This is a genomic window from Massilia orientalis (genome assembly GCF_030411975.2).
GTDB lineage: Bacteria > Pseudomonadota > Gammaproteobacteria > Burkholderiales > Burkholderiaceae_D > Telluria > Telluria orientalis.
In genome coordinates, this window is the sequence record NZ_JASNRB020000014.1 from 202,369 (window position 1) to 225,037 (window position 22,669).

General features: G+C 64.2%; 18 protein-coding genes. 5 read left to right on the top strand and 13 right to left on the bottom strand.

The window, feature by feature from the left end:
• Nucleotides 1–41: 41 nt before the first annotated feature.
• Together QPK29_RS22405 and QPK29_RS22410 are read right to left on the bottom strand one after the other, a co-directional pair.
• Entirely contained in the window at nucleotides 42–914 is an 873-nt protein-coding gene (locus tag QPK29_RS22405; protein ID WP_371771377.1) for a Kdo hydroxylase family protein, read from the bottom strand.
• Between the two features lie 12 nt (nucleotides 915–926).
• Nucleotides 927–2,774: an ABCB family ABC transporter ATP-binding protein/permease gene (locus QPK29_RS22410; protein WP_056123702.1), complete on the bottom strand. Its 1,848-nt coding sequence runs from the start codon at nucleotides 2,772–2,774 to the stop codon at nucleotides 927–929.
• Nucleotides 2,775–2,836: 62 nt separating this feature from the next.
• Between QPK29_RS22410 and QPK29_RS22415 the strand changes: the two genes are divergently transcribed.
• The gene (locus QPK29_RS22415) at nucleotides 2,837–3,271 is read left to right on the top strand and encodes an acyl-CoA thioesterase (protein ID WP_056123699.1); all 435 of its coding nucleotides are present in this window, start codon (nucleotides 2,837–2,839) and stop codon (nucleotides 3,269–3,271) included.
• Between the two features lie 10 nt (nucleotides 3,272–3,281).
• A complete protein-coding gene (locus QPK29_RS22420; protein WP_371771378.1) occupies nucleotides 3,282–4,859 on the top strand; it encodes an alkaline phosphatase D family protein in 1,578 nt (525 codons plus the stop codon).
• Nucleotides 4,860–4,987: 128 nt separating this feature from the next.
• Here the strand turns inward: QPK29_RS22420 and QPK29_RS22425 are convergent, their stop codons facing one another.
• From QPK29_RS22425 to QPK29_RS22440, 4 genes are all read right to left on the bottom strand, one after another.
• Nucleotides 4,988–6,667, bottom strand: a complete 1,680-nt coding sequence (locus tag QPK29_RS22425) for a long-chain-fatty-acid--CoA ligase (protein ID WP_056329698.1) — start codon at nucleotides 6,665–6,667, stop codon at nucleotides 4,988–4,990.
• Nucleotides 6,668–6,780: 113 nt separating this feature from the next.
• Entirely contained in the window at nucleotides 6,781–8,463 is a 1,683-nt protein-coding gene (locus tag QPK29_RS22430) for a long-chain-fatty-acid--CoA ligase (protein WP_371771379.1), read from the bottom strand.
• A 163-nt stretch (nucleotides 8,464–8,626) separates the two neighbouring features.
• A complete protein-coding gene (locus tag QPK29_RS22435) occupies nucleotides 8,627–9,742 on the bottom strand; it encodes an aminopeptidase (RefSeq protein ID WP_056329694.1) in 1,116 nt (371 codons plus the stop codon).
• A gap of 9 nt (nucleotides 9,743–9,751) precedes the next feature.
• Nucleotides 9,752–11,833, bottom strand: a complete 2,082-nt coding sequence (locus QPK29_RS22440) for a molybdopterin-containing oxidoreductase family protein (RefSeq protein ID WP_371771380.1) — start codon at nucleotides 11,831–11,833, stop codon at nucleotides 9,752–9,754.
• Between the two features lie 139 nt (nucleotides 11,834–11,972).
• Between QPK29_RS22440 and QPK29_RS22445 the strand changes: the two genes are divergently transcribed.
• A complete protein-coding gene (locus tag QPK29_RS22445) occupies nucleotides 11,973–13,187 on the top strand; it encodes a M20 aminoacylase family protein (RefSeq protein ID WP_160410850.1) in 1,215 nt (404 codons plus the stop codon).
• On the opposite strand, the gene QPK29_RS22450 is transcribed toward QPK29_RS22445, so the two are convergent.
• From QPK29_RS22450 to QPK29_RS22475, 6 genes are all read right to left on the bottom strand, one after another.
• Nucleotides 13,153–13,917 (bottom strand): ABC transporter ATP-binding protein, encoded by a 765-nt coding sequence (locus QPK29_RS22450; RefSeq protein WP_371771381.1) that lies wholly within the window; start codon nucleotides 13,915–13,917, stop codon nucleotides 13,153–13,155. The genes QPK29_RS22445 and QPK29_RS22450 overlap by 35 nt on opposite strands.
• Nucleotides 13,907–14,686 carry an ABC transporter permease gene (locus QPK29_RS22455; RefSeq protein WP_371771382.1) on the bottom strand — a complete coding sequence of 260 codons (780 nt, stop codon included), beginning with the start codon at nucleotides 14,684–14,686 and terminating at the stop codon, nucleotides 13,907–13,909. Before QPK29_RS22455 ends, QPK29_RS22450 begins: the two co-directional genes overlap by 11 nt.
• Nucleotides 14,687–14,709: 23 nt before the next feature.
• Nucleotides 14,710–15,120 carry a cupredoxin domain-containing protein gene (locus QPK29_RS22460; RefSeq protein ID WP_371771383.1) on the bottom strand — a complete coding sequence of 137 codons (411 nt, stop codon included), beginning with the start codon at nucleotides 15,118–15,120 and terminating at the stop codon, nucleotides 14,710–14,712.
• Nucleotides 15,117–15,680 carry an SCO family protein gene (locus QPK29_RS22465; protein WP_371771384.1) on the bottom strand — a complete coding sequence of 188 codons (564 nt, stop codon included), beginning with the start codon at nucleotides 15,678–15,680 and terminating at the stop codon, nucleotides 15,117–15,119. The genes QPK29_RS22460 and QPK29_RS22465 overlap by 4 nt, the downstream gene beginning before the upstream one ends.
• Nucleotides 15,677–16,714, bottom strand: a complete 1,038-nt coding sequence (locus QPK29_RS22470; protein ID WP_371771385.1) for an ABC transporter substrate-binding protein — start codon at nucleotides 16,712–16,714, stop codon at nucleotides 15,677–15,679. The genes QPK29_RS22465 and QPK29_RS22470 overlap by 4 nt, the downstream gene beginning before the upstream one ends.
• Nucleotides 16,715–16,893: 179 nt before the next feature.
• The gene (locus QPK29_RS22475; protein ID WP_371771386.1) at nucleotides 16,894–17,793 is read right to left on the bottom strand and encodes an NAD(P)-dependent oxidoreductase; all 900 of its coding nucleotides are present in this window, start codon (nucleotides 17,791–17,793) and stop codon (nucleotides 16,894–16,896) included.
• Between the two features lie 151 nt (nucleotides 17,794–17,944).
• Here QPK29_RS22475 and QPK29_RS22480 point away from each other — a divergent pair, with 151 nt between their 5' ends.
• Both QPK29_RS22480 and QPK29_RS22485 read left to right on the top strand, forming a co-directional pair.
• On the top strand, nucleotides 17,945–18,484 hold the full coding sequence (locus tag QPK29_RS22480) for an acyloxyacyl hydrolase (RefSeq protein WP_229412198.1): 540 nt from the start codon (nucleotides 17,945–17,947) through the stop codon (nucleotides 18,482–18,484).
• 100 nt (nucleotides 18,485–18,584) lie between these two features.
• On the top strand, nucleotides 18,585–20,030 hold the full coding sequence (locus tag QPK29_RS22485; protein WP_056123662.1) for a DHA2 family efflux MFS transporter permease subunit: 1,446 nt from the start codon (nucleotides 18,585–18,587) through the stop codon (nucleotides 20,028–20,030).
• Nucleotides 20,031–20,033: 3 nt separating this feature from the next.
• Here the strand turns inward: QPK29_RS22485 and QPK29_RS22490 are convergent, their stop codons facing one another.
• Nucleotides 20,034–22,418 carry a penicillin acylase family protein gene (locus QPK29_RS22490; protein ID WP_371771387.1) on the bottom strand — a complete coding sequence of 795 codons (2,385 nt, stop codon included), beginning with the start codon at nucleotides 22,416–22,418 and terminating at the stop codon, nucleotides 20,034–20,036.
• Nucleotides 22,419–22,669 lie beyond the last annotated feature (251 nt).

The window sequence follows — 22,669 nt, forward strand, 5'->3', positions numbered from 1 at the left end:
CAACGACAAAACGGCCGCATCGCGCGGCCGTTTTTCATTAGTCACACCAGCGCATGCCCCTGCATCCGTGTGAGAATCGCCAACGGACTCGCTTCCTTGTCGTACTGGTGCATGGGCGACAGCTGCAGCGTGTGCTCCATCATGTACTGCCCCGCCATCACGGCGTGCGACGTCTGGTCCGAGAAGCACACCCACGCGCAGCCCGGCGGGAAGTCGAAGGTGACCTGCGGCGCGTTCTTCTGGTAATCGAGGTCGGACTTCATCGCATCGTGCAGCTGCAGCATGATGTGGTCGTATTCGCTGCGCAGCGACTTCGTCACGTGCAGCGCGTTCAGCACCTTCGCCTGCCATGCCGAATACGGTTTGACCTTCGGCAGGAAGCGGCGCGCGACGTCCTCGAACGGTTCGCCCACGCGCCACACGCGCGGCTCGCCTTCCAGGTTCACGTTGGTGAACACGCGCAGCAGGCGCTCGCCGTAGTTGGGGCGCGACGGGAACGAGTCCACGTGCATGCGGCGATCGTCGGCGCGCCACGACTGCACGCGGTTTTCCACCACCGACGGCCGGAAGCTCGTCGCGCCGCGGCGCAGGTGTTCGCCGTAGCGCGGCACCAGGTTCGCGAGCAGGCCTTCCGACTCGGCGCGGAAGCGCCCGATCATCCCGGCCATCAGCGCCTTCGTCGCATCGTCGCCGACGACGCCTTTCAGGTCGCCGCTCGTGGACAGGCTGATGTTGCGGATCTTGGGGTCGCGGATGTCTTCGCGGAACAGCGCCAGCTCTTCCTTCTGCGGCGCGAAGCCGTGCTGCGCGAAGTTCGGGAAGTACAGCACCTTGCCCGCTTCCAGCGCGGCGATCCAGGCCGGGTTGCCGTGGCCGACGTCGGCCATGTCGATCTCGACGATCTGTTTTTCCATCCTGTTCAATCCTTAATCTTGTACCACTTCGACCGGCGGTGAGGCGAGATCCTCGTCCTGCCTTGCCTGCTGGCGGTCCCACATCTGCCTGTACAGGCCATCCGCCGCGATCAGCGCGGCATGCGTGCCCCGTTCGACGATGCGGCCGTGGTCGAGCACGAGGATCTGGTGGGCGTCCGCGATGGTCGACAGGCGGTGCGCGATGACGAGCGTCGTTCTCTGCTTCGCGATTTCCTTCAGCTGCGCCTGGATCGCCTGCTCCGACTTCGAATCGAGCGCCGACGTGGCCTCGTCGAAGATCAGGATCGCGGGATTCTTCAGCAGGGTGCGCGCGATGGCCACCCGCTGCTTCTCGCCGCCCGACAGTTTGAGGCCGCGTTCGCCCACCATTGTCGCATAGCCGTCCGGCAGGGTTTCGATGAAGTCGTGGATCGACGCCGCGCGCGCCGCCGCCACGATGTCCGCGCGGCTCGCGCCCGGACGGCCGTAGGCGATGTTGTATTCGATGGTGTCGTTGAACAGCACCGTGTCCTGCGGGACGATGCCGATCGCGTGGCGCAGCGAATCCTGGGTCACGTTCTTCACGTCTTGCCCGTCGATGCGGATGGCGCCCTGCTGCACGTCGTAAAAGCGGAACAGCAGGCGCGACAAGGTCGACTTGCCCGAACCGCTGTGGCCCACGACGGCCGTCGTCGTGCCGGGCGGGATCGTGAAGTCGACGTCGAACAGGATTTGCCGTTTCGGGTCGTAGCTGAATTCCACGTGCGAGAACTCGACCTTGGCTCCGTGCGTGACCAGCGGCTTCGCATCGGGCGAATCGGCCACTTCGCGGTTCTGCTCGAGGAGGCCGAACAACCGCTCCATGTCCGCGAGACTCTGCTTGATCTCGCGGTAGATCACGCCGAGGAAGTTCAACGGGATGTACAGCTGGATCATGAACGAGTTCACGAGCACGAGGTCGCCCAGGGTCATCGTCTTGTCGATCACGCCCTGCGTCGCGCGCCACAGGATCGCCGTGACGGCCGCCGCGATGATCAGCGACTGGCCCGTGTTCAGGAACGACAGCGACGTCTGCGAGCGCACGGCGGCCTGCTCGTACTTCTGCAGACCTTCGTCGTAGCGCTTCGCCTCGTAGTCCTCGTTGCCGAAGTATTTCACCGTCTCGTAGTTGATCAGCGAATCGATGGCCTTCGTGTTCGCCTTCGAATCCAGCTCGTTCATCGTGCGGCGGAAGTGCGTGCGCCATTCCGTCACGGTGACGGTGAACGTGATGTAAGTGACGAGCGCGATCGCGGTGATGCCCGCGAACCAGGCGTCGTAATGCGTGCCGAGGTAGCCCAGCACCAGCGTGATCTCGACCAGCGTCGGCAGGATCGAGAACAGTGAGTACGACACGAGCGAGCTGACGCCGCGCGTGCCGCGCTCGATGTCGCGCGTCATGCCGCCCGTCTGGCGGTTCAGGTGGAAGCGCAGCGACAGCGCATGCAGGTGCCGGAACACTTTCAGCGCGATCGTGCGCACGGCGCGCTGCGTCACGCGCGCGAATAAAAATTCGCGCAGCTCGGTGAACAGCGTGGTCGAAAAACGCAGTGCGCCGTACGCGACCAGCGCGCCGAGCGGCAGCACGAGCAGCGCGTGCGGATCGGTCGGGCTGATCGTCAGCGCGTCGATGAGCTTTTTCAGCACGAGCGGCACGCCCACGTTGGCCATCTTGGCGCCGACGAGGCAGATCAGTGCGGCCAGCACGCGCCATTTATAGACCCATAAATAGGGCAGCAAGGTGCCGATCGTGGCCCAGTCGTTCCGTTTCGCGTTCGGATCGGGCTGGGGCGGCAGGGAGTTCGGAGAAGAGCGTCGCATGGCGGGGCTTGTCGATTTATGGTTCAATTCAAGACGATTGTAGCTTCTACCGAAAATTCAAGATGACCCAGCCCGAAAATACCACCCCGTCCATCACCCGCCTGCCTGAAGGAAAGATGCCCGTGCTGCGGATGATGCCCGCCCCGTCCGATGCCAACGTCTACGGGGACGTGTTCGGCGGCTGGATCATGGCCCAGGTCGACGTGGCCGGCTCGCTGCCGGCCGTGCGCCGTGCGAACGGCCGCGTTGCCACCATCGCCGTGAATTCCTTCGTGTTCAAGAATCCCGTGTTCGTCGGCGACCTGCTGTCGTTCTACGCCGACATCGTCAAGGTCGGCAATACGTCGATCACCGTCTACGTCGAGGTCTATGCGGAGCGCAACCGCCTGCAGACGGACGTCGTCAAGGTGACGGAAGCGACGCTGACCTATGTCGCCACGGGCCCGGACCGCAAGCCGCGCCAGTTGCCGCCGCTCGAATCGCTGATCGCGCAATAAGCATCAATCGATGACCTGGCCGCGCCGCCTGTTCCTGCTGAACGCCGCGCGGCTCGCAGCGGCATCGTCGTCGCTGCTGCTCGCCAAACCATCGAACGCGGCCGGCTATCCGTTCAGCCTCGGCGTCGCGTCGGGCGAACCCCTGCCCGATTCCGTGATCCTGTGGACGCGCGTCGCACCCGATCCGCTCGACGCGACCAGGACGCCGCCGCTCGCCCTCACCTTGCGCTGGGAAGTGGCGCACGACGGCGCCTTCCGCAAGATCGCCGCGCAGGGCACCGCCGTCGCGACACCGGAACTGGCGCACAGCGTGCGCGTGGACGTGCGCGGCCTGGAACCGGGACGCTGGTACTGGTACCGCTTCATGCTGGGCGACGCCGTCAGCCCCGTCGGCCGCACACGCACGGCGCCGGCGCCGGACAGCATGCCGGCCCGCCTGAAACTCGCCGTCGCATCGTGCCAGCACTGGGAGTTCGGCAGCTATGCGGCGCACCGCTACCTCGCGCAGGCGAACCCGGACCTCGTCGCCTTCCTCGGCGATTACATCTACGAATGGGGCGCGTACCGACTGCAGCATCCAGCGCCGGGCGTGCGGATCGTGCGACAGGACGAGTCGTTCACGCTGGCCGACTACCGCCGCCGCTACGCGCAATACAAGACGGACCCGGACCTGCAGGCCGCGCACCTGATCGCGCCGTGGATCGTCACGTGGGACGACCACGAGGTCGCGAACGACTACGCGGCGGACCGCGACGAGCGCCTGTCGCCGCAATTCATACAGCGCCGCGCGGCCGCCTACCAGGCTTTTTACGAACATATGCCGCTGCGGCTGCCGCCACCGAGGAGCTATGCGAGCGTGCGCATGTTCCAGCGCTACGACTGGGGACGCCTCGCGCGCTTCCACGTGCTGGACGACCGCCAGTACCGCGCGTGGGAAGCGTGCTCGCATCCGGGCATCGGCGGCTCGAATTCCGTGACGCCGCGCGCCTGCCCTGCCCTGCTCGATCCACGCCGCAGCATGCTCGGGCCCGAGCAGGAAGCATGGCTGAAGACGGGGCTGGCATCATCGAAGGCGCGCTGGAACATCCTCGCGCAGCAGACCTTGATGGCGCAGTCGTCGCAAATCCCCGTCACGCCGCAGGACGGCGGCCGCTTCTGGACGGATGGCTGGGATGGTTATCCGGCCGCGCGCCGGCGCCTGCTCGACACGCTCGTGGACACGCGCGCCGCGAACCCGCTCGTGCTGGGCGGCGACGTGCACACGTTCTACGCGACGGAGCTGCGGCGCGATTTCAACCGGCCCGTGTCGACCGCGAATCCAGTCGTCGCGACGGAATTCGTCGGCACGTCGGTCACGTCGAATTCGCGCCCGCAGCTGCGCACGTCGCAATACGTGGCGATGAACCCGCACCTCCGGTACGGGCGCAGCGACAAGCGGGGGTACATGCTGATGGAGATTACCCCCGGCGAGACGCGCACGCATTTCATGGGGCTGGACGAGGTGCGCGATCCGAAGACCGTCCAGCGGGAGCTGGCGGCCTTCCGGGTCGAGGATGGAAAGCCTGGGGTGGAGATCACGTCGATCTAGCAACCGGCCCGCGGCCTGAGCACGTCGTCCCCGCGGAGGCGGGGATCCAATTCGCACGCGCAGTCGAAACGCTTAATACCTGGGCCCCGCCTGCGCGGGGGCGACGGTTTTGCGGTCGCGTGTGTCGATTACGCCGTCTGCTTCTCATCCCGCAGCTCGCGCCGCAGGATCTTGCCGACGTTCGTCTTGGGCAGGCTGTCGCGGAACTCGACGTACTTCGGCCGCTTGTAGCCCGTCAGCTGTTCCTTGCAGAAGGCCAGCAGGTCGTCCTTGGTCAGCGTCTTGTCCTTCTTGACGACGTACAGCTTGACGGCCTCGCCCGAATGCTGGTCCGGCACGCCCACGCACGCCACTTCCAGCACGCCCGGATGCGAGGCGACGACGTCTTCCACTTCGTTCGGGTACACGTTGAAGCCCGAGACGAGGATCATGTCCTTCTTGCGGTCGACGATCTTCACGGCGCCGGTGGCGTTCATCACGCCGATGTCGCCGGTCTTGAAGAAGCCGTCCGCCGTCATGACCTTCGCCGTCTCGTCCGGACGCTGCCAGTAGCCGGCCATCACCTGCGGGCCGCGCACGGCGATCTCGCCGGCCGTGCCGAACGGGACTTCGTTGTCGGATTCGTCGATGATGCGCAGCTCCGTCGACGGCAGCGCAAAGCCGATGGTGCCCGTGAATTCGGTGATGTCGCAACGGTTGGCGGCGACCACCGGCGACGTCTCCGACAGGCCGTAGCCTTCGACGATCGGCGCGCCCGTCACCGCGAGCCATTTGTCGGCGACGGCCTTCTGCACGGCCATGCCGCCGCCCGGGCACACCTTCAGGCCCGAGAAATCCAGGCTCGCGAACTCCGGATGGTTCAGCAGGCCGTTGTACAGCGTGTTCACGGCCGGGAAGACGTGCATGCGGTATTTCTTGAGCTCCTTGATGAAGCCGCCGATGTCGCGCGGGTTCGGGATCAGGAGGTTCGTGCCGCCCGCGCGCAGGCCCATCAGGGCGCACACGGTCAGCGCATAGATGTGGTACAGCGGCAGCGCGCACACGAACAGCGGCGTCTCGCCGGCCGGGATCTTGGCCAGGGTCGGCGCGAACCACGCTTCGTTCTGCAGCACGTTGGCGATCACGTTCCTGTGCTTCAGCACCGCGCCCTTCGACACGCCCGTCGTGCCGCCCGTGTACTGCAGGAAGGCGACGTCTTCATGGCCGCACTCGACCGGCTTGCGCGACAGGCGCGCGCCTTCGGCCAGCATGCGCTTGAACGGCACGGCGGACGGCAGCGACCATGCCGGCACCATCTTCTTGACGGTGCGGACGACGAAGTTGACGAGCAGGCCCTTCACGCCCAGCAGGTCGCCCATGGTGGCGACGATGACGTGCTTGAGCTTCGTGTTGTGCGCGACTTCGGCGACGGTGTGCGCGAAGTTCTCCAGCACGACGATGGCCTCCGCGCCCGAATCGTTCAGCTGGTGCTGCAGCTCGCGCGCCGTGTACAGCGGGTTGACGTTGACGATGGTGTAGCCGGCGCGCAGGATGGCGGCCATCGCCACCGGATACTGCAGCACGTTCGGCAGCATGATCGCCACGCGCGCGCCCGGCGCCAGGCCCTTCTGCTGCAGCCACGCGGCCATCGCGCCGGACAGCCTGTCCAGCTCCGCGAACGTCATGGACTTGCCCATGCACGCAAAGGCGTCGCGGTTGGCGTACTTGCGGAAGGAATCCTCCAGCAGGTGCGTGAGGGAGCGGTACTGCGTCCAGTCGATTTCCGCAGGCACGCCCGCCTCGTACGACTTCAGCCAGAATTTGTCCATGTCATTGCCTCGCTAGTTCTCAATCATATAAATCGTATGCGCAAAAAAAGCCGCCGGCGGCGGCTCGTCGCCCCTGCCTTCGCAGGGACGACGTTGTTTTGCGTCTCGGTCTTTTACGCCGCCTGCTTTTCCTCGCGCAGCGCGCGGCGCAGGATCTTGCCGACGTTCGTCTTCGGCAGCTCGGTGCGGAATTCGATGTACTTGGGCCTCTTGTAGCCGGTGAATTCGCGCTTGCAGTAGTCCATCAGCTGCTCGGCCGTCAGGCTCGCATCCTTGCGCACGACGAACACCTTCACGGCCTCGCCGGAATGCTCGTCCGGCACGCCGACCACCGCGCATTCCAGCACGCCCGGATGCGCCGCGATCACCGCTTCCAGTTCGTTCGGGTACACGTTGAAGCCCGACACGAGGATCATGTCCTTCTTGCGGTCGACGATCTTCACGTACCCGTTGTCGTCCATGATGCCGACGTCGCCCGACTTGAAGAAGCCGTCCGCCGTCATGACCTTCGCCGTCTCGTCCGGACGGTTCCAGTAACCCGCCATCACCTGCGGACCGCGGATCGCGATCTCGCCGATGCTGCCCACCGGCAGCGGGCGGCCGTCGTCGTCGACGATGGCGATGTCCGTCGACGGCACCGGCAGGCCGATCGTGCCGGTGAAGCCGGGGACGTCGCAGCGGTTGCACGTGGCCACGGGCGACGTCTCCGACAGGCCGTAGCCCTCGATGATGTTGGTGCCCGTGAGCGACTTCCACTTGTCGTTGACGGCCTGCTGCACGGCCATGCCACCGCCGTTGGAAACCTTCAGCGCGCTGAAGTCGACGTCCTTGAAATCGGGGTGGTTCACCAGCGCGTTGTACAAGGTGTTCACCGCGGGCAGCATGTTGATGCGGTACTTCTTGAGTTCCCTGATGAAGCCCGGGATGTCGCGCGGGTTCGGGATCAGGATGTTCAGCGCGCCCACGCGCATGCCCCACAGCGCGCACGCCGTCAGCGCGAAGATGTGGTACAGCGGCAGTGCGCACACGATGGTCGGGAATTCGACGAGCGGCGGCTGGCTCATCGCCGGCTTCGACCACGCCTCCGTCTGCAGGATGTTGGCGATGACGTTGCGGTGCGTGAGCGTCGCACCCTTCGACACGCCCGTCGTGCCGCCCGTGTACTGCAGGAAGGCGACGTCGGAATTCTTCAGCTGCGCCGGCTGGAACGGCATCCTGGCGCCCTGCGCCAGCGCGTCCTTGAAGCGCACCATGTGCGGGATCGTAAAGTCCGGCACCATCTTCTTGACGGTGCGTACGACGAAGTTGACGAGCATGCCCTTGGCACCGCCCAGCAGCTCGCCCATGCTGGCCACGACGACGTGGCGCACCAGGGTTTTACTCAATACCTGCTCGACCGTGTGCGCGAAGTTCTCGAGCACGATGATGGCTTCGCTGCCCGAATCCTTCAGCTGGTGTTCCAGCTCGCGCGGCGTGTACAGTGGATTGACGTTGACGACCGTATAGCCCGCGCGCAGGATGGCGGCCAGCGCCACCGGATACTGCAGCACGTTCGGCATCATCACCGCCACGCGCGCCCCCGGCTTCATCCCGCGGCTCTGCAGCCAGGCCGCCAGGCGCTTCGACATATTGTCCAGTTCCCCGTAGGTGAGGAACTTGTCCATGCAGACGTACGCGTTGTTCGCCGCATACTTGCGGAACGATTCCTCCAGCATTTGCACCAGCGAACCATACTGGTCGGGATCGATTTCCGCCGGCACGCCGGGCGGGTAAGCCTTGAGCCAAATCTTGTCCATCGGTGCCTCTGTCTCCAGTATCGTTATCGTTCTGAGCGCGGCCCAAAAAAAATCGCACGGTCGTGCTGATATTATTAAACAAGATGCTATCGGGCAGCGCGCGTCGACGCAAGCACTTTTGCGCTTTTCGAACAACGACTCTATCGACGTTTGATCAAAATGGCTACGGGCGTATTTCGCTGCGCTGCACCATCAACGGCGCCGTCACGAGCGGCGGCACCAGCGCATTCAGCACACGGTGGCGGTCGGAACGGTCCATGTCGGCCAGTTTTTTGACGGCTTGGTAGAATTTCGGGAAGCTGCCCTCGCGTTGCAATAGCGCACGGAACGCGGGCACGAAATCCTCGTACGTTGCGATCGATGCCAGGTGGGCGTTCGACAACGGCTGCTCGAAGAACCGATCATACCCTGCATACCCGCCCCAATTGCCCTTCAGTACCTGGTATTCGTCCTTCAAGTCCTGGAACAAACGCGCCTTGACGGCCCGCTTCTGCGCATCGCTGCGGTCGACGAGCGCGTAATTCTGCTCGAGCGCCTTGCGGTACTTCATCAGCAAACCGAGGAAATCCTTCTTGCGGCTCCGGTAGCGCGCATAAGCATCGCGCATCTGCTGGTTGCCGAAGCGCTCCATCCAGCGTTCGACGCCGACTTCTTCCACCGTCGACGCGAACGATTCGTTGAATTGCGAATCGCCCTGCACGTACACGATCTGGTGCGCCAGTTCGTGGAAGATCATGCGCGCCAGTTCGCCATCCGGGTAATTGATGAACGTGGAGATCAGCGGATCGCTGAACCAGCCCAAGGTCGAATACGCGGCCACGCCGCCCACCTCGACGTCGTCGCCCGCATCGCGCAATTCCTTCGCGTACGACTCCGCGGCGGCTTTGTCGTAATAGCCGCGGTAGTTCACGCAGCCTGCCACGGGGAAGCACCACTGCAGGGGCCGCAGCGACAGCTCGGGTGTCGCAACGACGTTCCACAGCACGTATTGCCGCTTCAGCGCCGCGTAGTTTTTGTAACTGTTGTTGTCGGGTAAAGCCATTTCGGCAACTGCGAAGCGGCGGATCTGGCGCGCCGTCTCGAGGCGATGGCGCAGTTTGGTACTGGTGCCGGGGTCGGCGATCCAGTCATCGATCGGACGAGCGTCCGACAGGAGTTCAAGCTGCCCTTGGGCCGCCTGGGTGTAGTAGTTCAGCGTCGAGCAGCTGGCCAGCAGCCCCGCTGCCGTGCCTGCGATCAGCACGGGGCGGAACCACGGGGTAATCCGTGTGAGTTTCATATTTCCAGATCATGGTGCGGCCTTTTCAACCTGCACCAGCGTGTCGTAAAAGGTGGGCGCCCGGCCCATGTCGGTCAGGCGCTGACTGGTGACTTCGTTGGCGTTCTTGCCGTCGCTGGCGAGCTTCTTCCACCAGACCGACAAGCCGACGACGAGGCCGGCCCGCGCTTTGGCGGTGACCCGGGCGCGCGCGACGAACGCGCCCCGGTCGTTGAAGATGCGCACCATCTCGCCGTCCGCGATACCCCTTGAGGCAGCGTCGGCGGGATGGATGTCCAGGTGCGGTTCACCTTCCGTTGCGCGGAGGCTCTGGACATTGACAAAGGTTGAGTTGAGGAAGTTCCTGGCCGGCGGAGAAATCATCGCCAACGGATATTTCTCTGCCAGTTCGGGGTTGGAGGCGACCGATTCGTAGTTCGGGATATAGGTCGGCAGCGGATCGAGGCCATCGGCCTGCATCGATGCCGAATAAAACTCGCACTTGCCGGACGGCGTCGGAAAGCCGCCTTCGGCGAACGGCGCGACCGGCATGTTCAGCTTTTGCCAGCCCGTGCGCTTCAGCGACGACCAGTCGAAGTGCACGGCGCGTTCGTGTTTCTTGTCGAACGCTTGCGCGGCCAGTTCGTCGTCCGTCTCGTCGAAGATCGGGTCGTTCATGCCCATGCGCTTGGCGATCAGGCGGAAGATTTCCGTGTTCGGCTTCGATTCGCCCAACGGCGCGATCGCCGCATTATTCGCCATCATGTACAAATGGCCATACGCGAGGTGCGCGTCGACGTGTTCCAGCTGCGTGGTGGCCGGCAGCAGGATGTCCGCGTAGTCGGCGGTGTCGGTCTGGAAGTGTTCCAGCACCACCGTGAACAAATCCTCGCGCTCGAAGCCGCGCTGCACCTGCGCCGAATCCGGCGCGATCGCGAGCGGGTTCGAGTTGTACACGATGACCGCGTCGATCTTCGGGCCGAAATCCGGCGAGGCGTCGCGCTGCAGGTCGGCGCCGATCGTGTTCATGTTGATCGTGCGCGGCAGCTTGCCGCGCAACAGGTCCGGGCGTTGCAGGACGGTTTTATTGGCCGGGAACGTGCCCGACGTCGACAGCTGCACGCCGCCCGCCGCGTGGCGCCACGCGCCCACGAGCGCCGGCAGGCAAGCGATGGTGCGCACGGCCATGCCGCCGCCATGCACGCGCTGCAGGCCGTAGTTCATGCGGATCGCGACCGGTTCGCCCGCGCGCGCCGTGCGTCCGTACGCGCGCGCGAGGTCGACGACTTCTTCCACCGTGATGCCGCAGGTTGCAGCCGTGCGCTCCGGCGTCCATTCGGCCACCCGGTCCTTCAGTTGCGCGAAGCCGAACGTGTGCTTCTCGATGTAGTCGTGGTCGAGCAGGTTCTCTTTCACCAGCACGTGCATCATGCCCAGCGCCAGCGCGGCGTCCGTGCCTGGCATCAGCGCGATGTGCTGGTGGCATTTTTCGGCGGTCAGCGAGCGATACGGATCGATGGCGATCAGTTTCGCGCCACGGCGCTTGGCTTCCTGCAAACGCATCCACAAATGCAGGTTCGACGCGATGGGATTGCCGCCCCAGATCAAGACCAGCTTCGCATCCTGGAACTGTTCGGTATCCGTGCCGATCGAACCACCGATCGTGTATTTGTAGCCCGTGGCGCCGGCGTTCGCACACACGGTGCGGTCGAGCAGGGAAGCACCGAGCGTGTTGAAGAAACGCATGGCCATCGCCTCGCCCTGCACGAGGCCCATCGTGCCGCAATAGCTGTACGGCAGGATCGCCTGCGGGTCGCGCGCGGCAATAGGTTGCAGGCGGTGCGCGATCTCGTCGAGCGCCTGCTCCCACGTGATGCGTTCGAACTTGCCTTCTCCCTTTTTGCCGACGCGGCGCATCGGGTACAGCAGACGATCGGGGTGGTAGGTGCGTTCGACGTAGCGCGAGACCTTCGTGCACAGCACCCCGGCCGTCGTCGGATGATCCGGATCGCCCTTGACCTCCGTGGCCACGCCGTCCTCCACGGTCACGAGCAACGCGCAGGTATCGGGGCAGTCATGCGGACAGGCGCCGCGGACGATGGTCTTGGTCATCGGATTCATCCAGAAAAACGTCGATAAACCAGTACTTTATACGATTCCGGTGGCAGCCGTCGGGGCTCTGGCCTTCCGCATGATGGAAGGGCTACAATAGTTCAAAACATGCATGCCTATCAGGCATGAGGAGAGATCAATGAGACTGGTAGAACCCATACTCGCTTACCAATCCGAGCTCGAAACGATCCGGCGCGACATCCACGCCCATCCCGAACTCTGCTACGAAGAACAACGCACGGCCGACGTCGTGGCCGCGCGCCTCACCGAATGGGGCATCCCCGTCGTGCGCGGGCTGGGCGTGACGGGTGTCGTCGGCATCATCAAGAACGGCACCTCGGACCGCGCCATCGGCCTGCGCGCCGACATGGACGCCCTGCCGATGCAGGAACTCAACACATTTGATCACGCGTCGCGCCACGCCGGCAAGATGCATGCTTGTGGTCATGACGGGCACACAACGATGCTGTTGGGTGCAGCCCACTATCTGTCGCAGAACCGCAACTTCGACGGCACCGTCTACCTGATCTTCCAACCGGCCGAAGAAGGCGGCGCCGGCGCGCGCCGCATGATGGACGACGGCCTGTTCGAACGTTTTCCGATGGACGCCGTGTACGGCATGCACAACTGGCCGGGCATCAAGGCGGGCAGCTTCGGCGTCGTCGCGGGGCCGATGATGGCATCCAGTAACGAGTTCCGCGTGGTGGTGAAGGGCAAGGGCGCGCACGCCGCGCAGCCGCACCGCGGCATCGATCCGGTGATGGTCGCCGTGCAGATCGCGCAAGCGTGGCAAACGATCATCTCACGCGAAAAGAACCCGCTCGATACGGCCGTCCTGTCGATCACGCAGATCCACGCCGGCAGCGCCACCAACGTCATCCCCGACGAAGCCGTCATGATCGGCACCGTGCGCACATTCTCGACGGATGTGCTGGACCTGATCGAGCGGCGCATGAACGAACTCGCGAACGGGCTGGCCGCGGGCTTCGGCGCCACCATCGACTTCTCGTTCAAGCGCAACTACCCGCCCCTGATCAACCATCCGGAACAGACGGCGTTCGCGATCGAGGCGATGCGCGCGGTGGTGGGTGCGGACAATGTCGACACGAACGTCGAGCCGACGATGGGCGCCGAGGACTTCGCGTTCATGTTGCAGGAAAAGCCGGGCTGCTATGTCTTCATCGGCAACGGCGACGGCGATCATCGAAGCCACGGGCACGGCCTCGGACCGTGCCAGCTGCACAACGGCAGCTACGACTTCAACGACCACCTGCTGCCCATCGGCGCCAGCTTCTGGGCGCGATTGGTCGAGATGAGCCTTACAGCCCCAGCTCCTTCAACACGGCTTCCTTGAGGTCCTGCGCTTCGGGGCTGGACATCTTGCGCGGATGCGGGATGTTCACCTCGAACGTGGCCTGGATCGTCGTCGGCCGCGGCGACAGCACGACGATGCGGTCCGCCAGGTGCACGGCTTCCTCGACGTCGTGCGTGATCAGCAGCACCGTGTGGCGCTCCTCTTCCAGGATGCGCAGCAGCTCCATGCGCATCTTGAGGTTCATGAGCGCGTCCAGCGCGGAGAACGGCTCGTCCATGTAGAGGATCTCGGGTTTCATGACGAGCGCCCGCGCGATCTCCACGCGTTTCAGCATGCCGCCCGACAGCTCGTGCGAATAGCTTTTTTCGAAACCTTTCAGTCCCACCATCGCCGTGTAGTGGTCGGCGAGTTCCGCCTTCTCGGCCTCGCTGATGCCGTCCAGGCCGAACATCAGGTTCTGCTGCACCGTCAGCCACGGGAACACGGAGCCGTGCTGGGAAATGAGGATGCCCTTCGGGCTCGGACCATGCCGCACCTGGCCATCGATGACGACACGGCCCTCGTCCGGTTGATCGAAGCCGCACAGCATCTTCATCAACGTGGATTTGCCGCAGCCGGACGGCCCGACGATGGCGACGAATTCGCCGTCGCGGATCGTGAGGCTGATGCCGCCGACGACCGGCAACGTGCCCTTGCGCGTCTCGAAGCTTCTACGGATGTCGTCGACGACGATCTTGTCCGCGACCTTGTAGTTCACCTTAGCGTCCATAGCGCCACCTTACCGATTTGAGACGTTCCAGGAGACGGGTGATCCCGTCCAGCATGAGGCCGATGATGCCGATGATGATCATGGCGGCGATGACCAGGTCGTAGCGGTTGCCCGCGTTACGCGAATCCATGATCAGGTAGCCGAGGCCCGAGCGCAGCGCGATCATTTCCGCCGCCACGACGACCAGCCACGCGACACCCAGCGTGATGCGCATGCCGACGATGATCTCGGGCAGCACGGCGGGAATGATCACCTGGCGATACAGCTTGGCGCGCGAGACGCCGAAGTTTTCCGCCGCGCGCAGGTAGCGCCGCTCGATCGTGTGCACGCCGGCCGCGGTCTGCACGATCATCGGGAACACGGACGCGATGAAGATCAGGAAAATCGGCGACGCGTTACCCACGCCGAACCACAGGATCGCGAGCGGAATCCACGCGATCGGAGAGATCGGACGCAGCAGCTGGAACAGCGGATTCAGCGTGACCCAGGCGCCCTCCATGCGGCCGATCCACAGGCCCAGCGGAATGGCGACGGCGATCGCCAGCAAGAAGCCGGTGCCGACGCGCATCAGCGAGGAACCGATGTGGTCCCACAGCGTACCGTCCTGCACGAGTTCCCACGTGCCCGTGACGACCTGCCCCGGCGTCGGGAAGATCGCACTCCTGGTCTGGACGACGACGATCCACCAGACCGCGATCAATAACGCCAGCACGACCGCCGGCGCGATGATCCGCGCCCGCTTCTGTGCAAAAAAACTCTTCTTTTTCACAGCTTCTTGTCTCCCTCTTATGGTTACAACCAATGTCGTGCGCGCCACACAAGCCGCCGCCAGCCCGCATCCGGCGCCGGCTCGACGACGATGCGCATCTGGCCGCTCGCGTGCGCCGTGCATTCGAACTGCACGTCCCCCGCGACGCCGAACGGCATCCTGAAACTCTGCCCCGGCATGATCAAGACGGGCCCGAACGTCTGCGGCACGTTGTCGAGATTCTTCAGCACGAGGATGTCCTTCACGCCCAGCGTGAGCCGGATTGACGTCGGCAGGATCTCGACCTTGTCGCCCGCCGCGCGCCGCGCGTACGTCCCGGCGGGAATCTCGAACAGCTGCTCGCGCGAGCTTGCGGGAATCGGCGCGAACATGGCCCACAGCGCCGCGCTGGCGAGTATCACCGCGGCCAGCAGCAGGATGCGGGAACGCGTCATTGATTCAGCAGGACGCGCACGTCGTGCGCGACGTCATCCACCGCGCGGCCGTACGGGCTCAATGCGCGCAGCTTGCCGGACCGGTCGATCAGGTAGACGAAGGACGAATGATTGAAACCGTAATTCGCACCGCTACCCGTCCTCGTGGACGTGACGCCGTATTCCTTGCGCACCTCGGCCAGTTGCGCAGCGGGGCCGGTCGCGCCCACGAACGTCGGATCGAACGCCGTCAGATAAGCGCGCATGCGCTCCGCCGTGTCGCGCGCCGGATCGACGGTCACGTACACGACCTGGAAATCCTTGCCCTGCGCGCCCAGCTTCGTTTTCACGGCCGCCAGTTCGGCGAGCGTCGTCGGGCAGACGGCCGGGCAGGACGTGAAGCCGAAGCCCAGCGCCACGACCTTGCCGCGGTAATCGGACAATTTAAGAGGCTTGCCGGTCGAACCCTGCAGCGTGAAATCGGGCGCCATGCGGGGCGGCGAGAATTCCCCGGATTTCAATGCATCCGCGCTCGCGGCCAATGGCAAGGCAAACAGCAGTGCTGCGGCGAGGCGTTTCATAGCGTGACCGTGACGGGGCGGACGGCCTTGAAGAAGCTTTCGTCCACGTACTGGTTGAACTGGACGGGCTTCTTCAGCGTGCCCGCATCCAGCGACATCTGCATCAATTCGTCGAATTCCTTCGGGATGATGCGCAGGTCGCCATACGTGACGCGGTCGCTCGGATTCGTCATCACGAATTTCAGGATCTTCGGATCCTGGTTGAAGTACTTCCTGGTGGCCGCGATCGCGATCGCCTTGTCGCGGTGCGCGGCATCCGCATCCATCCAGCTGCCGGCCGCCTGGACGTAGTTGACGAGGTCCTGCACGGCGGCGCGGTTATTCGCGATCAGGTCTTCGCGCACGGTGAGCACGCAGCAGATGTAATTCGGCCATTCGTCGCGCGTCATGCGCAGCGGCGTCGCGTAGCCGGCCATCTGCGCGGAGGCGCCGAACGGCTCGCCCGTGCAATAGGCATCGATGGCTTTCGCATACAGCGCGGCCGGCATGTCCGGCGGGGGCATCTCGACCAGTTCGACGTCCTTGATGTTCATGCCCTCTTCCGCCAGCATCTTGCGCAGGAAGAGCAGGTCGACGGCGAAACGGCTCGGAATGGCGACGCGCTTGCCCTGCAGGTCGCGGAATTTTTTATAGCCGGCATCCGTGCGCACCATGATGACGGCACCGGAGCGGTGGCCCAGCGACACGACCTTGACGGGGATATTGCTGGACACGAGGTCCATGACCATCGGCGCCAGCACGTAGGCGGCCTGGATGCGGCCCGACATCAGCGATTCCTTCAGTTCGGGGAAGCCGCTGTATTTGCTGTACTCGAAGCCGAGCGGATTCGCTGGCTTCGTCGCGGCGATCTCGGCCTCCTTGGCCGCACACGCGACGGGCAAGGTCAGGTTACAGGTCACCGGCAAGCCGCCGACGACCAGTGATGCGCTTTTCTTCTCCGAAGAACACGCCGCCAAAGCGGACGGCAACGCCATTGCCGACGCCAGTTTCAACAGCTGCCGCCGCGTGCGGAAGCCGTTTCCCAGATTATCCATGCTGCCCCTGTATTGGGTTCGTTATGTGCGGCAAGGGTAGAGAAGTTTGAGGCCTGGGGCAACAGGCTGTTGCGGCGGGCCATCTACTCCATTGTCTCCGTGATATTACGTAACGATGTAATACCTCTGGGAATTATACGAGGTTGTACTGATAGCGCAAACAGGTAGCGAATAAATACTTATGGCATACGGTCCGGCGCGGTGCCCAGCCGCTTGCCGGGATTCATCCGCTCCAGCGCGATGAGGCCGGCCGCATGGTCGGCGGACGGGATGTCGCCTGCGATGCTCTCGAACTGCCGCGTCACGAGTTCCGTCACGGGCAAGGTGACGCCGGCGCCACTGGCCGCCGCCAGGATGTTGCGCTGATCCTTCAGCTGCGTCTTGACCTGGCCGCCGGGCATGAAGTTCCGCTCCAGCATGCGCTGGCCGTGCACTTCCAGCACGCGGCTGCCGGCGAAGCCGCCGCGGATCGCCTCGCGCACGGCGGCCGGATCGGCCCCGGCCGCTTCCGCCAGCAGCAGCGCTTCCGCCACAACATTGATCGTCGCACCGACGATCAACTGGTTGCACAGCTTGGCCACCTGGCCGCTGCCGACGGGGCCGACGGCTTTCGGCGAACCCATCACACGCAGCACGGGCTCGGCCTGGGCGTAGTCGGCCGCATCGGCGCCGGCCATGATCGCGAGCTGCCCCGCTTCCGCGCCGCCCACGCCGCCGGACACGGGCGCATCGACGAAGCGGCCGCCGGCCTGGCGCAGGCGGGCGGCAAAATCCACGGCTTCGTCCTGGCGCGTGGAGCTCATGTCGATCCACAACGTGTCGTGTGCGAGTGCCGGCAGGGCATCATCGATGACCTGGCCGACGATCGGGCCCGCTTCGAGGATCGAGATCACGATGTCGGCACCGCGCACGGCGTCGTGCAGGTCGGCATGCGGTTCGGCGCCGGTGTCGCGCAGCGCCTCGGCCTTGGCGGCCGTGCGGTTCCACACGCGCAGGGGATAGCCGGCCTGGGCCAGCCGGGTCGCCATCGGCTTGCCCATCAGGCCGATGCCGAGAAATGCCACAGTCGGTAACGTCATTGCTTCCTCTCGATGTTTCATTGTCCGTATTTTAACAATTGATAGGTCGACTACGTCCTTTCAACGACCTCGTTACAATAGCGGTTTGGCCGTGACCATTTTGCGTGCACGGCTCTCATTTACAGCAAAGGCAATGTTCTCCATGAAAAAAATGATGCGTTCCCTGGCGGCCGTGGCCGCGTTGTCGGCCGCGACGGCGGCCCATGCCGCCGACGGTTATTTCGATTCCTCGTCGGTGGAAGTCGGCGGCGGCGAACACGTGCAGGTCGTCCGTCTCGCGGTCCAGAAAGACTGGAACAAATCCTGGCTGCCGACCAGCGGCTACCACCTGAACGGCTACTGGGACGCGAACGTCGCCTACTGGCGCGCCAACCAGTGGCTCGACCAGCAGGGCAACACGAAGGACCTGGCCGTCGTCGGCATCACGCCGGTGTTCCGCTGGGAAGCCGACAATAAGCTGGGCTTCTACGCCGACGCCGGCATCGGCGCCGCCGTCTTCTCGAGCGTGTACCGCAATACGCACCGCCAGCTGTCGACCGCGTTCGAATTCGCCGACCACGTGGGCGTCGGCTATGTCTTCGCCAACAAATGGGAGCTGGGCGCGCGCCTGCAGCACTACTCGAACGGCGGCATCAAGAAACCGAACGGCGGCGTGAACCTGCTGCTGCTGAAGGCGGCGTACCACTATTAAGATCAAACCGGGGTCAGAGCCCGAATTTAAGCAATTGCCCAAAATCGGGCTCTGACCCCGGTTGCGACCCGGTTATCGGATTTGTGTGAGAATCCATCCGATGACCGATACCGACACCATCAAACGCTATCTGCCGTGGCTGGTGGCGACCGCGCTGTTCATGGAGCAGCTCGACGCCACCATCGTCAACACCGCCGTCCCCAGCATCGCGGCCAGCCTGCAGGTCACACCGCTCAGCCTCAAATCCGTCGTCACGAGTTACATCCTCAGCCTCGCCGTGGGCATTCCCGTGAGCGGGTGGATGGCCGACCGTTTCGGCACCCGCCGCGTGTTCTTCACGGCGATCGCGATCTTCACGGTGGCGTCCGTGCTGTGCGGCCTGTCGCTGAACGCCCCGATGATGGTCGCGGCCCGCCTGCTGCAAGGCCTCGGCGGTGCGATGATGATGCCGGTGGGCCGGTTATCCATCATCCGCACGTTTCCCAAGAACGAGTTGCTGGGCGCGATGAACTTCGTGATCCTGCCGGCGCTGATCGGCCCGCTGCTGGGCCCGACCGTCGGCGGCCTGATCGTGCACTGGGTTTCCTGGCGCTTTATTTTCTTCGTCAACGTGCCGGTTGGCCTGCTCGCGCTGTACCTCGTCTGGCGCCATATGCCGGATTACCACGGCGCCGAGCCGCGTCCGCTGGACGTGATCGGGCTGATCCTGTTCAGCTCGGGGACGGCGATCCTGTCCTGGCTGCTGGAAGTATTCGGCGAGCACACGCTCGACCCGATGACGGCCGGCCTAATGCTGGCGCTCTCGATCTCCCTGCTGGCCGCGTATGCCTGGCACGCGAACGAGGCCCAGTTCCCGCTGCTGCGCCTGGCGTTGTTCAAGGTACGCACGTTCCGCATCTCGGTGCTGGGCGGCTTCATCACGCGCCTGGGCATCGGCGGCCTGCCCTTCCTGCTGCCGCTGCTGTACCAGCTGGGCCTCAAGCTCGCGCCGTGGCAATCGGGCCTGCTCATGATGCCGACCGCCGCCGCCGCGATGGGCATGAAACTGATCGCGCCTAAAGTCCTCGCGCGCTTCGGCTACCGGCAAGTGCTCATGTTCAACACGATCTGCATCGGCCTGACGATCGGGCTGTTCGCGCTGGTCGGCCCGTCCACGCCGTGGTACGCCATCGCCGGCATCGGCTTGCTGCAGGGCTTTTTCAATTCGCTGCAATTCTCGAGCATGAACACGCTCGCGTATGCCGACGTGGAATCGAAGGACTCCAGCATGGCCAGCACGATCGCCTCGTCGTTCCAGCAGCTGTCGATGAGCTTCGGCCTCGCCGCCGGTTCGATCGTGACGGCGTGGTTCCTGGGCCGCGTGCCGCAGACGGACCAGGTGATGGTCACCAAGGCGCTGCACCACGCGTTCATCGCCCTGTCCGTCATGACAATGCTGTCGTCCCTCGTCTTTGCGCGCTTGCGCCGCGGCGATGGCGAAAGCATCACGCAAAGCAAGACAGCGACGGCCGTGGCGCAGGATCCGGCGCCGCTGTCCCAAGCCTGACCTTTATTCGGTCAGCGTTGTGGTCTTGCGGTTCGGGTCGGCATTGATGCCGGCCTCCGTGAACGGGATGGACGGCCATTCCTTGCGCGAATACAGCGGCAACTGGTCCGCGTAGTACGGCGACTTCGGGTCCGTCGACTGGCCATAGACGAGCATCGCCTGGGCAACCGGGCCGGCATCGTCGAACGTCACCGTCTGCACATAGCTCGTGCCCCAATAGACGTTGTTGTAGCCGGTGGCCGTGAGGCCAGTGCTCATCCGCAGCGAGTTGTACGAACCGTCGATGTCGCCCACGCCGCCGTGCAAGGGCGTGCGCACGCCGTTGCGCGTCTCGCCCTGGTAATCGCCCAGCTTCGCGTCGAGCGGGATGTTCAGCGACTGCAAGGTCTGCACCGCCGTCTTCAACGCGGCGAACATCGCGGGCAACGCGGCCGGCGCGACGCCGTTGGGCGTGTGGACGGGGTCGGCCGGGTCCAGCGGCACCTTCCACATGTTGGGGATCTGCGAGGCCGCGGTCCAGAATTCGCGGAACAGGACGGCGCCCCGGCTGTCGAGGTTCGCATGGCGGTCCCACGCCCCCAGCACTGTGCACGCCTGGACCAGGGTCGCATCGTTCGCCGGACAGGCCGCCAGCAGCTCCGGCAGCACGAGCTCGGCAGCGTAGATGCGGTCGGCGAACACGAGCGTCTGCAGGTCGGACAGCTGGAATGTATGACCTTGCTGCGCCAGCTCCTCGAACTGGATGAAGCCGATCCGCGTGCGCAGGCGCTGCTCGACGCCCGTCTTGCCGTACAGCGGCGAATAGCCCAGCGGCGCCGGGCCCGTCAGCAGGGAACGGGCGTTGGTCAGCCAGTAGCTGTCGTTCGAATTGCCGACGTAGTCCGTGCGCAGCATCGATGGCGCATTGACCGGCGAGAAAATGCCGGCAGGCGCACTGGCATCCTGGCCCCAGCCGCACGCACTGCGCGAACCGTCGAACAACACGAGGGCCGGCAGCAAGAGGCAGTTGCCGGCGAATTTATCCGTCGTGACGCGCGGGACGACGCTTGCGTCCGCATACAGCGCATTGCCGGCGCGATCGGCCGCGATCGTATTCACCCACGGCAGGCCGACGACGGTGTCCAGCGACGATTTGAGGGTCTGCACGCTCGTCGCGGTGCCGATGCCCAGCCATTGTTCGAGCATGCGGGTATTGCCGCGGTTCGGGTCCGCAAGGACATAGGCCGTCGTGCTATTCCACATCAGCCCGGCCTCCGGTTTCACGATGACGGCGCCCTGCTTGCTGAAGTAAAAGGTCTTGGTACGCTTCGTCGTCGTGCCGTCCGCCATCAGGATGTCGACGGATACCCTCTTCGACGTCATCTTGTTCTTCTCGCCGTCGATCAGATAGGTCGTGCCCGTCGAGTCGCCCGCATCGAGGGCCAGCTTGAAGGTCGTGAAGTGCGTGGCGGCCGTGACGGTGTGCGACCACGCGACATCCTTGTTGAACCCGATGACGACGACCGGCAAGCCGCCCAGCACGACACCCATCGCGTCATAGCGGCCGGGCACGGTGAGGTGGGCCTGGTAGAAGCGGTCGGTACTCGTCCAGGGGAAATGTGGATTGCCGAGCAGGAGGCCGCGTCCGCTGGCGGACAAATCCTTGCCGACGGCCAGCGCATTGCTGCCGAAGCCCTGGTGCACGACCTTGTCCAGGCGCGCGAGGAGAAAGGCGGGGTCGAGCTTGTTTTGTTGACGCGACCGGGATGCCACCGTCGCGGTCGCATCGCGAGCGCCCGCGACGACCTCCTTCGCGAACACTTCGCCCGATGCGTGCAGCGCTTTCTCGGCCAGGACCAGAACCATATCCTCGACTGTCATCGGCTTGACCCACTTCGCGTCCTTGCACGCGGCCGGATAATTGCCGGCATTGTCCTTCAGGTAGCGGTTGTAGCCGGCGACATAGCCCTCAAGCAGATCACGCGGTTCCTTCGCGCCTGCCGCATAGCCGGCGCGCAGCTGGTCGACGTCGAGATAGCCCTTGAAGAAGAAATCGCTGTCTTCGTTTTTCAGGTCCATGAATCCGCTGGCGGCACCGTATTCATCGTCCTTGTGCGCCGTGGCTCGGGCTTCGCCGCCGAAATACAGTGAACGCTCGCCACGTACGGTCAATAGGGAATCGGCAAACATGCACAGGTTGTCCTGCGCGTAGGCATACGCGAGGCCATAGCCCAGGCTACGGAAGTCGGCCGCTTTGACGTGGACGACGCCGTGGGTCGTGCGGGTGATGTCGGCGTTGAACCGGGGTGGCGGTGCGGGCGTGGAAGGCGAAGTGTCGCTGTCGTGATGGCTGCAGGCGGTGAGAATGGCGCCCAGGACAATTGCAGGAAAAACACGATGGAAGTGCATAGTGCTCCTTGAATGTAGAGAAAGCGAATCGGGCTATCGAAGCTAGCGGTTTTTGCTTTTGCTACAACTGTTGGAACACAAGCTTATCAGGTTTCGTTTTTTCCGATTCAAATATCCGTTTTCAAGGCGCTGAAAAGCAAAAAGCCCGCTCAGTGCATACTGAGCGGGCTTTTCTAATAACTAGCCTGACGATAACCTACTTTCACACTGGTTGCAGCACTATCATCGGCGCAGAGTCTTTTCACGGTCCT

Coding starts and splice junctions, on each gene's coding strand:
- QPK29_RS22415 (WP_056123699.1), top strand. CDS start 2,837: ATGACCCAGCCCGAAAATACCACCCCGTCCATCACCCGCCTGCCTGAA.
- QPK29_RS22485 (WP_056123662.1), top strand. CDS start 18,585: ATGACCGATACCGACACCATCAAACGCTATCTGCCGTGGCTGGTGGCG.
- QPK29_RS22430 (WP_371771379.1), bottom strand. CDS start 8,463: ATGGACAAGATTTGGCTCAAGGCTTACCCGCCCGGCGTGCCGGCGGAA.
- QPK29_RS22440 (WP_371771380.1), bottom strand. CDS start 11,833: ATGACCAAGACCATCGTCCGCGGCGCCTGTCCGCATGACTGCCCCGAT.
- QPK29_RS22490 (WP_371771387.1), bottom strand. CDS start 22,418: ATGCACTTCCATCGTGTTTTTCCTGCAATTGTCCTGGGCGCCATTCTC.
- QPK29_RS22445 (WP_160410850.1), top strand. CDS start 11,973: ATGAGACTGGTAGAACCCATACTCGCTTACCAATCCGAGCTCGAAACG.
- QPK29_RS22410 (WP_056123702.1), bottom strand. CDS start 2,774: ATGCGACGCTCTTCTCCGAACTCCCTGCCGCCCCAGCCCGATCCGAAC.
- QPK29_RS22470 (WP_371771385.1), bottom strand. CDS start 16,714: ATGGATAATCTGGGAAACGGCTTCCGCACGCGGCGGCAGCTGTTGAAA.
- QPK29_RS22435 (WP_056329694.1), bottom strand. CDS start 9,742: ATGAAACTCACACGGATTACCCCGTGGTTCCGCCCCGTGCTGATCGCA.
- QPK29_RS22465 (WP_371771384.1), bottom strand. CDS start 15,680: ATGAAACGCCTCGCCGCAGCACTGCTGTTTGCCTTGCCATTGGCCGCG.
- QPK29_RS22480 (WP_229412198.1), top strand. CDS start 17,945: ATGATGCGTTCCCTGGCGGCCGTGGCCGCGTTGTCGGCCGCGACGGCG.
- QPK29_RS22460 (WP_371771383.1), bottom strand. CDS start 15,120: ATGACGCGTTCCCGCATCCTGCTGCTGGCCGCGGTGATACTCGCCAGC.
- QPK29_RS22475 (WP_371771386.1), bottom strand. CDS start 17,793: ATGACGTTACCGACTGTGGCATTTCTCGGCATCGGCCTGATGGGCAAG.
- QPK29_RS22405 (WP_371771377.1), bottom strand. CDS start 914: ATGGAAAAACAGATCGTCGAGATCGACATGGCCGACGTCGGCCACGGC.
- QPK29_RS22420 (WP_371771378.1), top strand. CDS start 3,282: ATGACCTGGCCGCGCCGCCTGTTCCTGCTGAACGCCGCGCGGCTCGCA.
- QPK29_RS22450 (WP_371771381.1), bottom strand. CDS start 13,917: ATGGACGCTAAGGTGAACTACAAGGTCGCGGACAAGATCGTCGTCGAC.
- QPK29_RS22425 (WP_056329698.1), bottom strand. CDS start 6,667: ATGGACAAATTCTGGCTGAAGTCGTACGAGGCGGGCGTGCCTGCGGAA.